Below are 15,573 nucleotides of genomic sequence, written 5' to 3' on the forward strand. Positions count from 1 at the left end.
AACACTTCCTGTGCAAGTGCAACCCGTTCATATTCATTGTCCATTTCATGTAATGACTGGAGTATACGAATAAATGCATCTTCAGTTCCAATACTTCCATTAACTATCTCAGTTTGAGAGATACCTAACTTATCTAAAGCATCAATTGTCCTTTCAGTCCCACTCACACCTCTTGCTAATGTATCATTGACACGTCTTAGAGCTCTTTCAACCTCACTTGTCTCCATACCAGTTCTGCTTAATGCATAATCGAGTGCATGGAATGACTGTGCAGAAACATTGACACGTTCAGCAGCATCCGCCATTTCATTAGCTAGTTCTGACGTTTTCATGGTAAGTGCAATTAAGCTCCCACCTATCGCAGTAAGTGGTACAGTTATTCCTTTGGTCATTGCCGACCCTGCTCGTGACATAGTCTCACCAGCACGAGTGAACTGAGATCCAAGGTTACTCGCCTGTTCACCTACTTCTTGAAATGATTCCTTGAGTTTCTGAGTATCACCTATTATAGAGACTACAAGTTGACCTATTCCTGCTGACACTTCAATTAACCTCTCTTAACCCTATCACCATACAAAGCATGGAATCGTTTAATGTCAGGTGTATCCTTATCCCCTATTCCAAGCTCCTCTGAATTCCTGTCATTATTGCCATTTTCTTTCTTGCTTTGTTGCATAGCTTCTCCAAGAACGTTCCAGCACAATTTCGATCTCAATTCAACAAAATTTAATCCCTTTTCATAATAGAACAATATTTGATCCACTGATGTTTGGTCAAGAAGATAAGTGGGTGTAGCCCAACTGTACATCATACTCACCTGACAAAAAATGTTAGCTAGGGATAATCTCAGTTTTTTCCGGTTTTATCCTCCACTTGATCCAGCTCATCCATTTTTTTAAGAATTGGTTCAAGTACGAATTTAGCAAATTCAATTAAAGTTATCATATCGATATTATCCAGTAACCAATCCTTGGTTATCACAGGATTAGATCTCTGGCATGCAGTTGCAACCACGTCCACAAAACCATCAATATTCTGACCGTTCTCAAGCTGTTCGAGTTTTTCAGGAGTATCCGTCATCTCGATCAGTTTCAGAGTTGCACGAGTTGAGAATATTGAAACGTCCACGTCTTCACCCCCGATCTTAGCAAGACGTTTTGGTGGTATTATGTGATCAAAGTCCCTGATAATATCTGAACTCATATTCATTCAACTCCCTGTTCATCATATATCTCGAACAACTGGTCACCAACATCTCTTGTAGTATCAAGTATACCTTTCATCACCAATCTAGGCATTGCAGGATCATCATCGTCATCTCCAGGAAATTCTATTTCAGTTCCTTCATTAATTGTGGCTTTATAGAGTGTAATGCGAAACTCTTTCTCATTTTCATTGATGTTAGTTATCCGAATAACCCTGTCAGATATAGTGACCCTACCTCCAGATGTCATTGTAATGGCACTGGTGGGAGTGTATTGGTAGCTAACCTTAACCTCATCACCACTTGATAGAGCTCCATTCTCAATTCTGGCAATACAGGTATAACCTACAGAATCAATGGCTAGCACATAATCAGTGTTCCGTGTAAGTATGGTTTCATTCTCGTCTTTTACTACAATAGATCCAACCTCAGTACCGTCCCCGTTCCTGTACTGTAATCTCACAAAATCAGTGCTTTCAAGTACATGACTCTCATCTTCTATACTGGTAGGTTCACCTGCAACTGTTGTTAGTGTATCAAGATTACCTCGTACTGTTTTCATGGTCTCAAGGTTCACTTCCATCATATCACATTCAATGAATGCAACATGTTCCTTGATACCCACCTTGATAACACCCGCATTATCCGACCTAACTTCTACATCCTCCCACTCTTCTCGAAATAATGCGTTTCTAACTGCCCCGATATTAATTAGATTGTTAATATTTGGTCCGATCTCCAATTTACCTGACCCGAACCGAATCGCGTTTTTATTCTGTACTGTAGTTTGTGCCATTTATGTTACCTCATCTCATCTCATTTCATCTCATCTCATATGAATCACTTTAAAATCAATTGGAACATGGAATATTTCGGTCATATCTTCATAAACGTCCTCAGAACCAAGGTACACTACTTGTTTTATTGGATTACCTGATGCTGTACCCTTGAACCTGTTCAAACACTCAATCACAGTTTCTGAGAGTTCCTGGGCCTGAGAATACGAACGTGTCCAGCACGATACCTGGTAACGAGGAGTGGCTGTATTAGTAATATGATGAATTGGATAACTTATCCTATGAATTGAAATTGCAGGTAATTCGCAATTGAGTGGTAATTTATGTGGGTAGATCCGTTCATCCACCATTTCATCTATTAGTGGATTATCAAGAAGCATTAAGCGAAGAGAACTGTGTATTGATGATGTTGAACTCATCTCATTCTCCTGAACTTTCGTTTCATTTCTTTATTTATACGTCTTGATACCTCAGGTCCATTCTCATCAATTGCGGGTCTAAGGAACGCTCTTGGAGTTTGGTTATATTGTCTACCTATACTATCCATTCCAACAAACCCCAACTCGAGTCTGCGAGCATACTCTACATCTGACCCGATATCAACTCTAACAATACCATTTTTAGTATCACTACTTCTCCCCAAAATACGAATACTGTTTAGCAAATTACCAGACCGTTCATGTGGGAATTCAGTACCACCTTTTCTTGAATTGATCTTAGCTTCCCTGACAATGATCTCAGCACCTGAATCTACTGCATCCTCAAGTTCTTTCACCATTTCATCACCCAATACCTCGAATTTATTCCCCAGTTCTTTGAAACCATCAACCTTGAACTGTATCTTCATCAGAACACTCCACCAAGAATGAATACAAGTACTACCAAGATTATACCTACTAATAACTCGATTATAACAGCAGTCAGTTTCGAGTTCATACCATCGATACGACCTTCGATCCGCACTAACCATCCACGGATCTCATTGAGTTCCTTTTCTCTATCATCTTTTTCAGCTCTAATAGCATCACGGATCTCAACACGTAAACATCTTTGATTCTCAGTACACTCCGAACGAGTGACAGGCTCATTGTTCATTCAACAACCCCCAATTCACATTCATAATGATGGAGTTGTGACCTGAACATGTAATATACAGGTTTTATTGATATCACTCGATAATCACGTTCATAGCCTGTATCCTGACCACGTACGATCATTCCTTCAGTTACTGAGATGGTTGGCGGAAGCATGACAGTGGTCCCCGAATAAACTCTTTTACCACTACTCATATCCATAATATCCCCAGGATCCCTGATACCAACATTGATGAACCTACATTCAGTTTCAACCATTGTTTCTGTATATACAGGTGACCCATACTCATCCTGCCCAATTGTGGTCTTACATATTAGAGTGCACTTATGGATCAAGTTGATAGAATGTATGCTCATTCACACTGATCTCCCATTAACTGTACGAACACCAGCTCGACCCGATATTACTCTGGTTTTCGTGTACAAGTATTTTCGAATATATTCAAGTGCAGTATTCTCATGTTGCTGTATCTGCACTTCCACATCGTTCTGTTGTGTTTCTGACCCGAACTTGACCTGCTGTGCAAGTTCACCATTATATTTCATTTTTTCAAGTATTAGTGAGACTGAACGGTGAACACATGCGAGTTTCAGGTACGAGTTCTCAGTATCCGGGCCCGCATTTGATTGTGCGAGCACTGTGTTTGAAGCATGGGATATGATATGTTCAATTTCAGTATCATCAATTGACTTAGGGTCTACCAGCACCTTTACTTCATTAACTGAACATAGCATATCCAACCTCACTTTCCTTTACGTGAAGATCTCTTCCTGTTTGTTGCAGATGAACCTCCATTCTCAATATTTTGTGTTTCTTCACTCAACTCATTAATGACCTCTATGGAATTACCAAGTTTATTGATATTCTCTTTACCACCGATCTCGAAAATATCATGTTTTTTGTAAATAGTCTCTGTACCACCTGCATCAGTACAAAGGTTCTCCACAAGTACCTTGACCTTCATTCGCAGTACCTCAATTCAGATATCTGAGAGTTTACAGATCGCAGTAGGTTGTTTTATTCTCAGGATACCCGCAGAATAGACCCTACCATAGAGGTTGCCAGTATCAGGATGTTCCGATTCAGTACCGTGTTCAGTAGCAAAATCTTTAGTTAAATAGAAATCAACGTAAGGTTCACCTACTGCTTCTGTAGGTGCAATGAAACCGGTACCTGCACTCAGGACATTGGAGACCAGAACATCACCACCATTTAGCATATCCACGACATCACTATATTCTCGTATACCACTGGTAGACCTGCTTGCTCTCAGTTCCCTATATTGAGTTGGTGCAATGACAAGGTTGAAACTCAATGAATCCGTTGGAATATCGCTATTATCTAATAACGCATAGGCACCAGAGAGTGCATCGGTAGCATTCCCGAATGTACCAAAATCCTTACTCGTATTATAATCATTATCAGCACCCTGGTACAATCCTTCATGTGTATAATTTGTACCGTCACGAGTAACTCCCATGATAATAGCTTCATCTTCGGCTTTTGCTGCCTTATATGCTGCAAAGATAGCAGCTGAAGCATCAACGTCCAATCCCTTTGTGAGATAACCTTCGTATAATCTGCGATCGATCTTATAATCCTTCCAATAAACTGGAACCTTGGAGTTAGTTAATGTAACATCAATTGAATCGATGTTAGTGTCAGTGAATGCATACGATACCAACCCGTCACTTAGATCGATTATTTGACCCCAATCCACTGAAGTTATCCCGAAACCTTTAGGTTCAGTTACATGTACTAACCGTCTCCCTTTAAGCACTCTGCGTAACGGTTCCACGAGTTTCATATCGATCTCTTTTGAGAATGTTGCCAGTGCATTAACCATTTCAGATCACACTCCTTACAATGATCTCAGTAGCACCACTCGTTGCATTTATTGACTCTTCAGCATACGCAATTACCTGTCCACCAGGTACTAATGAACCCTGGAGTTCAGGTGTAGCACCCTCAACCTCATCTGCAGTATCCGTACCCTCTTTTACTGCAAGTGATACTGCAGCTTTCAGTTCACCATTATCACCAGCAACTAATGGATCTCCCTTACCCACATTCTCTGACTCTGCTAACATAGCTCTGATATAGAACCCGCCACCGTTTAGTACAGCCACCTGTGCCTCAGCACCATAGATAGATATGGGGTCCTTTGGCCGAAATACGGGATTGGTCTGTTCATACCCTAACCACCCGATAGGTTTCCCATCAGCCGTGTTTATAACAATATCCGAATCATTAGTACCTTTTTTCACTAACCTACCTGGATACATATTAGTCACAGTTTCAATGTTCAGTTCCTGAATCAGCGGTACACCCGCAGCGATTATTCTATTGTTTGGTTTTTGTATACCTGTATATACCATATTAGACCCACTCCTTTTTCACAGAATCAAATCTACCTACTGTCGTTGCAGTTTGGTTCGAATCCGCTGGATACTGGATTACATTATTCTTTGATGCATGGACCTTAATACCCTCAAACTCCATTGCAAGCTTTTCTAATTCACTTGCATTCAGATGCTGATATTCATCTGGTTTAGTGTCCAGGTTTAATTCTTGTCTTGCAGCCGTAAGTTTTTCCAGAGCTAATGAACGACTTAGTTCATCTTTATAGTCCTGGATCCTTGCAGCAGCGATCTCATTTGATTTGGATTCGATCAGTTCATTCACCTTGGACATGGGAACTGAAGTTGCTCTATCTTTTTCATAGGATGCGAGAACAGTTTCCAGTTCATTGACCCTGGATTGGAGTTTAGTGTTCGATACTTCGATCTCTTTAAGGTCAGTTATTTGTCTCTCTTTCTCCCCGAGTTGACGTTGTAGTTCTTCAACTCTAGGTTGAATATTTTCAGATTCAGATTCAGTTTCAGTTTCGGTTTGTTTGGTCATAGAGTCCACTCCAGTACTTTGACTTTGAATTGGTGTATATTTTGATGAAAAGAACAGTTGATTGGGTTCGAGTTCAGGTTCGGTCTTGGATGCAACAATATTGAACTTAGCTTCATCCCATGCAGGTTTTCGAACAAGGGTCACACTCCGATTCTCATAACCGTTCACCCACCCCTCATCTTCTATTGACAATGCTTTTCCATAAACTGACCATGTGGGTTCCCAGGTACCCTCAAGGATCTTCTGTTGAGCTAAAGTATCAGTGATATCTGCTCGTATCCGGATCTCATCTCCAGTTGACCATACATCCACCACCCTACCTATCTCGGTCCTGGGATCTTCAGTCACATCACAACCATGTTCAGAATCACGAGTACATACACGGACAACCGAACTTAGAAGAGACTTAACTGCATTCTCTATCTCACTTGATGGAATACCCCACCCGTTCTTATTGATCATACCAATTGGAAACGCAGTGCCTTCAATTAAAACCATTATAAGAAGTGCACGTATACAACCGCTATATAACTTTTATGCAACAGGGATATGAGGGGGAAATGCACTCTTTAGCTATCAAAAGTGAACTACCACCCTATGAATAGGGTGGTAGTTCACATTTGTTAACTGTATATAATATTGGTGGAAGGTCTCTTTATTGCTTTCCATTAAGGGAAAATCCTGCCCAATCCAATACCTGTTCCTTTGAAAGTATCTCTGCATTATACCAGTCCAGTATATCTTTTCCAGTCATTTGTGGCCTACTGAGTTCTTCGAATTCCAACCATACTGAATCAAGAGGCCAGTTCTTCATATCTAATCTCATGTTAATGAACTGTTGTACAATGTTCTGGATACTGTGTTGCAGACCTTCAAGCACGACCATCCTGTCAGCCTCGGAAACGTATCCCGCAGCATACGTGGACCCTTTGGTATCACCCATAGACAAAGGTGTCTGGAACAGTCCTAACTGGATCTCAGCTTCCAATGATCTCTTAAAGCTCATTACATCAAGTGAACCGTTAGAATCAATTGGTATTACATTTAAACCCACTGCAGCAATATCTTCATTCTCTGACAAGTATTGGTAATCCTCAAGCCAGGTATCAATGGCGTTTTGAGCATCTTCCATACTGATAAGATTCTGTTCAACCAATTTTTCCAATAATTGAAAGTTTATTAAGTATCGGCTATTCCCATACTTTTTAACAAAAGAGACATACCCGGAATTGATGTTCAACAGGTTTCGGATACTTAACTCTATAGGGTCTAGGAGTGAAGTCCCATACAATCCCCACGTTTCACGGTCCATGATATCTTTCTGAACACTATCCCACGCATTATATGTACCATATATCACGTCAGTTAAGTTAATATCCTGTTCTTGCACTCGGTTTCCAGTAACACCTTCATTCACTTTTATTTTATCAGCTGGTGCAGTTAACAGAACATTTTTACTGGATTTTGGGTTAAATCCTTCAGGCCAGATAGTGACTGCAGGCATATACAGAGGCTTTAATGAAACAGCTTCAGCATTTCCTTCAGGAATTGCGATATAAGTACCATCCCTGCACAGTAACCTTGAAAGTGTCTGTATCTGTTCTAGGAAATTAACACTTCTGCTCCATTTCTCAAACTCCTTAACATATTTCTTAGCAGTACCATCGAACTGCATGCCTTTAACTAAAGATAAACCTAGTTTGTTCAGTGAGGTAGAAACATGGGGTGTTGCTGTTGCAAGTTGTTGATAGTACCTGAACCTGTTCTTGGTATCGAACGCATAATATCCACCAATCGAAGTTGAGGTGTCCCTGCGTTTTATCCCGGAAGATGCTGTTAGAGTAACCGGTTTCTTATATGACATATTCTATCCCCAATTTTGTTAGGAGCAGTACAACTACAATTTCCAGTCCCCTACAAAACAAAAAAGCAAACAGATACAAATTATACTTTTTCTTCAGATCCGATTGAAGTTCAGGTGAAATATCTAGGTTCTTGATATTGCTGTACTTTAGTGGGGATTTACGAGTATGAGAGTGAACTATACCACCCACAAAAGCATTGATCTTGGAAGGATCTTCTAACAACTCATAGAGTGAGTGATAATTTTTAATATGTTGCATACAGGAAACTGCGTATACAACCAGTATATATGGTTTATGCAACAGTGGCATTCAATGCTTTACATTTTAAAATTCAAAATATGATGAGGTATTGGTAGCCATTTCAAAGGACCTGTTTAAATATAAATAGAAATTAAGAAAGCTTAATAACTTTAAAGAAAGTGTCCTTTGTGGTTTTAATGCATCTAGAAATACTAAATCAATATATGGAATATTGTAAAATTCGTAATAAAGCTTACAAAACAAAAGTAATTGATCTATCAGAATATTTGTTTTTATACCCGACGTGTTTACTTCCCCTAGTTAATTTTAAAAAAGATAATCCGAGAATGAAATATGTTCCCGCACCAGTAAATGTAGAGAAATATATGGCAGTTGTCGATAAAAGCAATTATTCAGAGCGTGCAACATATATACCAATAATTAACTTACCTCAAAAATATTTAGAGGCTGAAGTAGAAATTGAAAAATTACGTAAGCATCATAACAATGGAATCAATTATGGCGGAGAAGATGCTTTTAATTACATGATGGGTGAACTTATAGATAATATATATCAACATTCTCATTTCAAAAATGCAAATATAATGGCACAAAGATATGAAAAACAAGGCTTTGTGGACATTGCTATATTCGATGATGGTATCAGTATCCCATGCTGCTTTGAAAATCATGGGATACATATCGACAATGATTGTGCTGCTATAGAGATGGCTATACAAGGCAAATCTACAAAAAGCCAGGAAAGAGGATATGGGCTTGCAACTACAACAAATCTATACGTAAATGGGTGTAATGCAGAATTTTTAATAGTTTCCAGAGAAGGTGCATGGTATAAATCGAAAGGTTCCGAAAGGTTTTATAACATCAATGGAATATATAGGTTTAATGGTACTTTGATATCAATAAGAATTCCTTATCCACTAAAAAAAGTAAATCTATATGATTATATTTCATAATAAAAGGGAGCATAAAATGAATTCAGATAAAACTAAAAAAATAAAAATTAAAGATGAAATAAATATACATTTATCGTTAAGAGATTCTGCTGATCTTTTTTTTGATGAAATATCCCTTGTCAATAAAAATACAAATTTGGTAATTGATTTTGAAGGCATCAAGAGTATTAGTCGTTCCTTTGCACAACAATTTCTTTATAGGGTGGAAAAATCTGAGAATAATATTAAATTTGTAAATGAGCCAAATAACATCAAAATGATGTTTGATATAATAAAAGCCAAAGGTAAAAAGCCAAATGTTGTGGTTAGTAACTCAAGCAATGCAGTAAATCTGTCATCTGCTTGAAAGCGTGCTTTAATGAATTGGTTAACAATTCGGTTAAAACAAGCTCTAGATAGTATAGTAATCACATGGTTTGATTAATATAGAGAAGAGTTAGAGCTTTACTACCACTGAACATATAGTAGCAAAGCTCTAACTAATTTGGGAGAAATGGGGGTTGGGGGTCTAATTCAGTGATGCTAGAATTAGAATTAATTAGAACTTTACTACCTAATTAAAGATTTAAACGTTTATTATAAATAGATATCTAATATGGATGAAATATGTTGCACTGTTACGTGTGTGGATAACTTTGTGTGTGTATATTTTATTTAACAAACCGCTGATGTTTCTTTTGCAATTTCTCAACCACTCTATCAGCAACCTCATCCATTTGATTTTCACGCATACGCTCGTGATAATATTTTGCTATAAAATCAATGGCTTCACTGCGGTTACACTCACGTTCTTCCATGATCCTGTGAAGGATGGACATTGTTCTCTTTTCAATAGTTGCATATAATCTTAATCTCAAAAGTATCACCTGACCTTGTTAGTTTTTCGAATTAATGTAGATAGATCGATCTTATCTATATGCTGTTTTACCATGACCTGTACTGCGTAGGATAAGGTATCCACTTGATCATCATGAGCACCTGTGGGAAACGATAACAGTTCATCTTCAAATTCAGTAAGCCAAGAACCATGCAGAAAATAGATCGAACCAGATTCCATACGGGCAGCTGCTGGTAATGCCCGTGTTATTTTATCTCTATCAGCTCTCAATTCCCTTATAGGTAAACCTTCCCTGACAAGCATTTGATAAAGTGTCTTGCCAAGTCCGACAGATTCCACTGCCTGGAATGCTGGTTGCCATCTTGTATACTGTTGTTTGAATAAGTTTATCTGATCCGGACTCTCCATTCGAGTCCTTAAAACATCTAAGAGTATTAGATCATTATCAGGTGTTTGGGCCCAGGTAGATAATACGAAATAATCCGCTGTTGTACGAGTGGATGCTGCAGGATCACATGTCTGGAACACTCTACAATCCTTATACTTAACTTTCCTTGTATCATTTAATGAGAAAATACCATTTTCAAGTTTAGCATACCTGAAATATTCGCGTTTAAATGTACCGCCTTCAAGTGCCTGGGGGCGTTGTTGATATAATGCGTTCCACCAATATGACCCTAAAGTCTGTTTGATTTCTAGCAGGTCATCTACTGAATATCTTTGTGGGAAAAGAGCAGTACCTAATTTGCGGTCAAGTAGATCGTTCTTCATTGCCAGTGCAGGTAAATTGATAACAGTCCATTTATCAGACTCTTCTTGTAATAATCTACCAGATAGATCGTCCTGGTGCCACCGTGTCTGGATAATGATCACTGCACCACCGGGTTCTAGACGAGTATAGGCAGTGGACCGATACCATTCAACTGCCTTGTTCCTGTATGTCCTGCTGTTAGCCTCTTCCGCATTCTTATGAGGATCATCGATTATGAGCAGATCAGCACCTTTACCGGTAATAGCACCACCAACACCTGCTGTAGACATACCACCTACGTGACCTTCAATGTCCCACCGATTGACTGCAGAAGATCTTGATGCTACACTTATCCCGAACAGTTCAGGCCCGAATTCACTTAATACATTACGAGCTTTCCGACCCCATCCTGCAGCAAAATCGGCTTCATATGAAGTTAATATTATCCGTTTGTTAGGGAAATGACCAAGGTACCATGCAGGAAAATATTGAGAGGTTAACATCGATTTCCCATGTCTTGGTGGCATTGAGATCATTAAATGACCAATTTCACCACGAGCCACTTTGATAAGTGTATCTGATAAGAGCAAGAGATGTTCACCCGGGATCCATTTGAATTGTGTACAGTATTGAGTGAACAATGCAGGTGTTGCAGTCCAAGGAATTTGATCAGTTATCATTCTCATCACTCTCGGTTTCATAGACTTGGTTGATCTTGCGGGACAGTTCATTAGCTTTCTTGAGGATCTCTGGAGAATTTACTATACCAACTGCATTAGTAATGTTAACCTGTGGAGTATTATCGGTAAGACCCATCATATCTGCAATGAATTTGAGATAATCTAATTCTGTACTCCTATCTTCATTTGCAACCAAACTTTTCTTTTCAAGAGTTTTCAGGGCCCTGCGTAAAATACCGGCCTTAGTAGCACGTTCATCTAACAGTATGAGCTCGGCCACCTTTTCCTTGAATTCAGGTACCTGGTTCCATTTAGTAACGGTTACACGGTTGACACTACACTCATTTGCAATCTGTTCCTGAGTCATAGTTCCGCTTGCCATCAATTTAGCAGCTTTCAGGCGTTGTCCTGTCCAGTTCCATTTTGTAGTTTTCTGTAAACTCATACATCCTCTCTTTCAACCAACTTAACACCACGACTAAGTGTATTAGAAACAATGAACTCAGTTTCACAGTTCGAGCAAGTAACAATGTCCTGTTCCGGTGTCATCACGAACAAGGCTACATTACAGCTAGAACAGCGTTTAGATATCGGTTTAAAATTGTTCATATTCTGATCTCCCACACCAAACCGTTCCTACACCTACCAATTTTCTTAATATACCCACGATAATGTGCCATCTGGACAGTACCTCTTTGTCTCAGTTCAATTGGAATATCACTGAACGAGAATATATTGCACCTAACATGCTGTTTGACCTTCTGCACCCATACACGAGGTGGATCACTACCTTTTCTGGTCATGTCCTACACCACCACCCATCCTCGTTCAATTTCTTCATTACCCACAAACAATTATTATACCCATAACTCTGCCTATGTCCAGGATAATTCCTGCAAAACTCGAAATTAACTTTCTTGATATCATCGATCACAAAATTAGGGTACTTTTTCTTCACAAAACTGGTCATATCGTAAGCTAAGAGCTTGAGATCGCCATCATTTAAACCTAAAGATTGGTCAAAGTCAGTATTGGAACAGTGATGTGATAGCGAATGACCAAAATTTGTGCTGCTATTGATACCGGTTTTATCATCTTTGGGTAGGTCTTGTGGGTCACTATCACACACTATCACATCGCTATCACATACATTTTCGCTACCAAGCTCCGACTCGCACATTTTTCCCGGAATATAAGAGAGAGTATTGTGATAGTCATGTTGAAATTGGCTATTCTCACACGTACTATACATTTTCTGTTTTTGTGTGATAGTGTATATAATTGTATTATATATTCTATCTATTGTTATTGATTTATCACTATCACATTTAATGTGATGGTCATGTGATAGCGTGTGATAGCCACCTGAAACCAACTGTTCATACTCAGTTTTGAAATTATCATATTCTTTCTCGATACAATCCACATCTATATTGACAACATCTTCATACGAGTTAAGACCCAACCTATTATCATAACAGTATACGGTCTTTCTAGTACTCCTGCTATCACTTGATTGTATCGTTACATTTTGTGAAAAAAGGCCAGTGACCTTTGAAAGTAATCCACCGTCCCCATTTCGGCCTCGCATCAGATACTTTGCAGTGGTCTCACTTTTCCCTATCAGATCAGCTATCTGTCTCGCATCAACCTCATGTTTACCAGACATCCATCGCATGACCTTCAGTTCAGTTTCTGTAAGGTTGGTCGCATTACTTTCTGCTAATCCTTTATAGATACTCTTAGCTCTTCTGAAATCATCGACTGTGGCTAAATATGCATCATGGAACTTTTCACGTTGTTTCACATTATAGAACGTAACAGATTTCAGAATGTCCATGAACATCCCAAAATTTCGACGATTATCCTTGTTATTCCAACGGATACAATTAGTATATGGAAATACTATCTTATATTCTTCATTTGAACCAAGTATATCAAAAACTGCTCTGCATACAAGCACATCATCATTTACTATATCTTCAGTGATACCTAACCGTTCCATTCGTGCCTGGTGTTGAAATACTCTCTCATCCTGCTCGGGTGTTGCGTCAACATCAACTCCAAGAAACCTGTTCCCCATCTGATCATCATCAAAACCAAGCACTGATGTCATCCACCATGATATTCTGGGTGGAATTGAATATTGTTGAAATTCCTGTTTTTTTACAGTATTATGTTCTGTTGTAGTTTGAAAGTTAGTTATAGACTGTTTAATGGTAGCAACCATATCATCATTCAATTGAACATCGTCTGTATAGATGATCGTACCTTTGGTAAGGTCAGGATTATAGAACATCGACTTTGCTGATAGTGAACCACATAAGATTTTATTCTCTGGTAGAAGATGTAAGAACTTCTTAGCACCATCAGATTTACCTTTCCCAGAATCACCTGAAGGTTTTATATGAAGACCTTTTGAATTGGTCATATATGTCGATGCTACTGCACATGCACAAGCTTCCCCAATAACCCTATCACCCACATGATACTGATTCCATGTATCAACAATGAACTTGAACGCATCACCCTTTTCGAGTAATAGTTTAGCCCATTCCAACACATGTTCAGGGTATTCTTCAATTTCTTCCTGACCAGTTTCACTCACAAGCATGGGTTCAGGTACTTTTCCCCTTGTATTGATCTCATTACAATATTGTGGAAATTCCGTACATAACATCTCAGATCTCCATGGATATCCTTCGATCCTTGACCACTGATAAGAACTGATCTTATGATCAAAATCGTGCCTGTATATTAATCTGGAGATGAATTCACCATCATCTTTTGAATCGAACCCGTTTGCTTTTAGCTCTGCACAAAGAGCTATCATCAACCTTCGACCATCACCTCCATGCAGGATATCAGGTGTTCGTTTCGGGTCAAAAAATTCCTTTACCCATGCTCTGCATTTCGTTATGGCCGACTTTAACCTATTCTCTTCATAGATCAAGTGAATTAATCTATTTTTGAAAATATCCGGCATTTTTGGTATATCATCATTTGATATGATCTCGCGGTTCCAACGATATTGTTCACCTGTACAATGAATCGAGGGTGGTAATACTAGATTCCCACCACCACCTTTGGTATTATCGTTGCGTATATCTATTTTGATGTAAGAATATTCGTGATTTATTAGTTCAGTATCATCTTCGTGCTGGAAAAAGATATGTCCCCTGTTCTCAATACGTTTTGAGATGAGCCAGTCAGATATATCAATTCCATCTATCAAATAATCCAGGAAAATATCATCATCTATATCAATAACAGTTATTCCACTAACTCTGCCACACACTACACCAATATTATACTGTTTTGAATTATTGTTACTGCAATCCCACCATTTTTTTATTTGAGAGTCTGTTGGTGGTACTTCCAGATTAGCCCAATTTGATAATATCGGCCTTTTACCAGGTGCAGGTCCATCATCGTATGGTGATGAGAGTGGATGTATTACCCATCCAAGTTCTTTATACTTGAATGCTGAAGATAGAATATCCTCATTCATTCCTTCACCCCTTACCTCATCCCATACCAGCAATTGCAAAGTACCGGGTAGATACTTCATTCATATCCACTTTATAAGAATACTCTGCGATCAACACATTCACATTATTATTATTATTATTATTATTATTATTATTATTATTATTATTATTATTATTATTATTATTATTCGACCCCTTTTTCATGATATGAACTCGGTCCAATCTTGCACCTAACATCTCAGGATCACTTCTCAATTCAGTGTCAAGAACGTATAGGAGCGGGAATCGTTCCTGGTACCACTGAACAGGCCTTTCACTTGGATCAATGCTTACCCATTGTGTATCTCGATCCAATTTCAAGCCAGTATACATGTCCTCGAACTCGTTAAATTCAGCTACTGTTTTCTGGGAGTTCAGTTTATACTGAACTCCACCACTATGAGTATATAGTGTAGGTAATATCATCTCGATCACCACATACCCATTATTCTGAGTAGCTGCTAAGACCAAGGCCAGGGCCAAGGTCATTGTTTTTCTGCTGGATTATTTGACATTGTGATTTGGGTACCCACTCGGTCCTATCACCGACCTTGAGCATGTAAGCTTTCTCAGTTTCATGGTCAACAATACATTCCTTAAAATCAATACCATTCTTCTCACAGATCCAGTCCTCTACTTCTAATGTTTGGCCAGGGAGTATTGTTGAGTTTGGCTTGATATTAATGATCATT

25 protein-coding genes are annotated in these 15,573 nt (G+C 38.7%); 2 read left to right on the plus strand and 23 right to left on the minus strand.

Features of this window, described 5'->3' with window-relative positions:
* The 15 genes from J2T59_RS07355 to J2T59_RS07425 form a co-directional block, all read right to left on the minus strand.
* Positions 1-542, minus strand: a 542-nt coding sequence (locus tag J2T59_RS07355; RefSeq protein ID WP_259135289.1) for a hypothetical protein, incomplete at its 3' end; no start/stop codon positions are given.
* A gap of 5 nt (positions 543-547) precedes the next feature.
* On the minus strand, positions 548-811 hold the full coding sequence (locus tag J2T59_RS07360) for a hypothetical protein (RefSeq protein ID WP_259135290.1): 264 nt from the start codon (positions 809-811) through the stop codon (positions 548-550).
* 35 nt (positions 812-846) lie between these two features.
* Positions 847-1,203, minus strand: a complete 357-nt coding sequence (locus J2T59_RS07365; RefSeq protein WP_259135291.1) for a hypothetical protein — start codon at positions 1,201-1,203, stop codon at positions 847-849.
* A gap of 2 nt (positions 1,204-1,205) precedes the next feature.
* A complete protein-coding gene (locus J2T59_RS07370) occupies positions 1,206-2,000 on the minus strand; it encodes a hypothetical protein (protein WP_259135292.1) in 795 nt (264 codons plus the stop codon).
* A gap of 30 nt (positions 2,001-2,030) precedes the next feature.
* Positions 2,031-2,420 carry a tail completion protein gp17 gene (gp17, locus tag J2T59_RS07375; RefSeq protein WP_259135293.1) on the minus strand — a complete coding sequence of 130 codons (390 nt, stop codon included), beginning with the start codon at positions 2,418-2,420 and terminating at the stop codon, positions 2,031-2,033.
* On the minus strand, positions 2,417-2,848 hold the full coding sequence (locus J2T59_RS07380) for an HK97-gp10 family putative phage morphogenesis protein (RefSeq protein WP_259135294.1): 432 nt from the start codon (positions 2,846-2,848) through the stop codon (positions 2,417-2,419). The genes gp17 and J2T59_RS07380 overlap by 4 nt, the downstream gene beginning before the upstream one ends.
* Positions 2,848-3,096, minus strand: coding sequence for a hypothetical protein (locus J2T59_RS07385; protein ID WP_259135295.1), 249 nt, complete (start codon positions 3,094-3,096; stop codon positions 2,848-2,850). Before J2T59_RS07385 ends, J2T59_RS07380 begins: the two co-directional genes overlap by 1 nt.
* Positions 3,093-3,452, minus strand: coding sequence for a hypothetical protein (locus tag J2T59_RS07390; RefSeq protein WP_259135296.1), 360 nt, complete (start codon positions 3,450-3,452; stop codon positions 3,093-3,095). The genes J2T59_RS07385 and J2T59_RS07390 overlap by 4 nt, the downstream gene beginning before the upstream one ends.
* Positions 3,453-3,830 (minus strand): hypothetical protein, encoded by a 378-nt coding sequence (locus J2T59_RS07395; RefSeq protein ID WP_259135297.1) that lies wholly within the window; start codon positions 3,828-3,830, stop codon positions 3,453-3,455.
* An 8-nt stretch (positions 3,831-3,838) separates the two neighbouring features.
* Positions 3,839-4,060: a hypothetical protein gene (locus tag J2T59_RS07400; RefSeq protein ID WP_259135298.1), complete on the minus strand. Its 222-nt coding sequence runs from the start codon at positions 4,058-4,060 to the stop codon at positions 3,839-3,841.
* Between the two features lie 15 nt (positions 4,061-4,075).
* A complete protein-coding gene (locus J2T59_RS07405; RefSeq protein WP_259135299.1) occupies positions 4,076-4,942 on the minus strand; it encodes an encapsulin in 867 nt (288 codons plus the stop codon).
* Between the two features lies 1 nt (position 4,943).
* Positions 4,944-5,474: a structural cement protein Gp24 gene (locus J2T59_RS07410; protein WP_259135300.1), complete on the minus strand. Its 531-nt coding sequence runs from the start codon at positions 5,472-5,474 to the stop codon at positions 4,944-4,946.
* A 1-nt stretch (position 5,475) separates the two neighbouring features.
* Positions 5,476-6,498 (minus strand): hypothetical protein, encoded by a 1,023-nt coding sequence (locus J2T59_RS07415; protein ID WP_259135301.1) that lies wholly within the window; start codon positions 6,496-6,498, stop codon positions 5,476-5,478.
* Between the two features lie 157 nt (positions 6,499-6,655).
* Positions 6,656-7,864, minus strand: coding sequence for a hypothetical protein (locus J2T59_RS07420; protein ID WP_259135302.1), 1,209 nt, complete (start codon positions 7,862-7,864; stop codon positions 6,656-6,658).
* Positions 7,854-8,123 carry a hypothetical protein gene (locus J2T59_RS07425; protein ID WP_259135303.1) on the minus strand — a complete coding sequence of 90 codons (270 nt, stop codon included), beginning with the start codon at positions 8,121-8,123 and terminating at the stop codon, positions 7,854-7,856. Before J2T59_RS07425 ends, J2T59_RS07420 begins: the two co-directional genes overlap by 11 nt.
* A 329-nt stretch (positions 8,124-8,452) precedes the next feature.
* Between J2T59_RS07425 and J2T59_RS07430 the strand changes: the two genes are divergently transcribed.
* Positions 8,453-9,082, plus strand: a complete 630-nt coding sequence (locus J2T59_RS07430) for a hypothetical protein (RefSeq protein WP_259135304.1) — start codon at positions 8,453-8,455, stop codon at positions 9,080-9,082.
* 16 nt (positions 9,083-9,098) lie between these two features.
* Positions 9,099-9,428: a hypothetical protein gene (locus J2T59_RS07435; RefSeq protein ID WP_259135305.1), complete on the plus strand. Its 330-nt coding sequence runs from the start codon at positions 9,099-9,101 to the stop codon at positions 9,426-9,428.
* 304 nt (positions 9,429-9,732) lie between these two features.
* Here the strand turns inward: J2T59_RS07435 and J2T59_RS07440 are convergent, their stop codons facing one another.
* The 8 genes from J2T59_RS07440 to J2T59_RS07475 are packed head-to-tail and all read right to left on the minus strand — an operon-like array spanning position 9,733 to position 15,572.
* Positions 9,733-9,939, minus strand: a complete 207-nt coding sequence (locus tag J2T59_RS07440; protein WP_259135306.1) for a hypothetical protein — start codon at positions 9,937-9,939, stop codon at positions 9,733-9,735.
* Between the two features lie 5 nt (positions 9,940-9,944).
* Entirely contained in the window at positions 9,945-11,351 is a 1,407-nt protein-coding gene (gene terL / locus J2T59_RS07445) for a phage terminase large subunit (RefSeq protein WP_259135307.1), read from the minus strand.
* A complete protein-coding gene (locus J2T59_RS07450) occupies positions 11,341-11,796 on the minus strand; it encodes a hypothetical protein (RefSeq protein WP_259135308.1) in 456 nt (151 codons plus the stop codon). Before J2T59_RS07450 ends, terL begins: the two co-directional genes overlap by 11 nt.
* Positions 11,793-11,960: a hypothetical protein gene (locus tag J2T59_RS07455; protein ID WP_259135309.1), complete on the minus strand. Its 168-nt coding sequence runs from the start codon at positions 11,958-11,960 to the stop codon at positions 11,793-11,795. Before J2T59_RS07455 ends, J2T59_RS07450 begins: the two co-directional genes overlap by 4 nt.
* Positions 11,957-12,154, minus strand: a complete 198-nt coding sequence (locus J2T59_RS07460; protein WP_259135310.1) for a hypothetical protein — start codon at positions 12,152-12,154, stop codon at positions 11,957-11,959. The genes J2T59_RS07455 and J2T59_RS07460 overlap by 4 nt, the downstream gene beginning before the upstream one ends.
* Positions 12,151-14,922, minus strand: a complete 2,772-nt coding sequence (locus J2T59_RS07465) for a bifunctional DNA primase/polymerase (protein ID WP_259135311.1) — start codon at positions 14,920-14,922, stop codon at positions 12,151-12,153. Before J2T59_RS07465 ends, J2T59_RS07460 begins: the two co-directional genes overlap by 4 nt.
* On the minus strand, positions 14,879-15,370 hold the full coding sequence (locus J2T59_RS07470; protein WP_259135312.1) for a hypothetical protein: 492 nt from the start codon (positions 15,368-15,370) through the stop codon (positions 14,879-14,881). The genes J2T59_RS07465 and J2T59_RS07470 overlap by 44 nt, the downstream gene beginning before the upstream one ends.
* On the minus strand, positions 15,327-15,572 hold the full coding sequence (locus J2T59_RS07475; RefSeq protein ID WP_259135313.1) for a hypothetical protein: 246 nt from the start codon (positions 15,570-15,572) through the stop codon (positions 15,327-15,329). Before J2T59_RS07475 ends, J2T59_RS07470 begins: the two co-directional genes overlap by 44 nt.
* Position 15,573: the final 1 nt, after the last annotated feature.

Origin of the sequence: Methanosalsum natronophilum (genome assembly GCF_024808815.1) — an archaeon.
In the GTDB taxonomy this organism is placed as follows: domain Archaea; phylum Halobacteriota; class Methanosarcinia; order Methanosarcinales; family Methanosarcinaceae; genus Methanosalsum; species Methanosalsum natronophilum.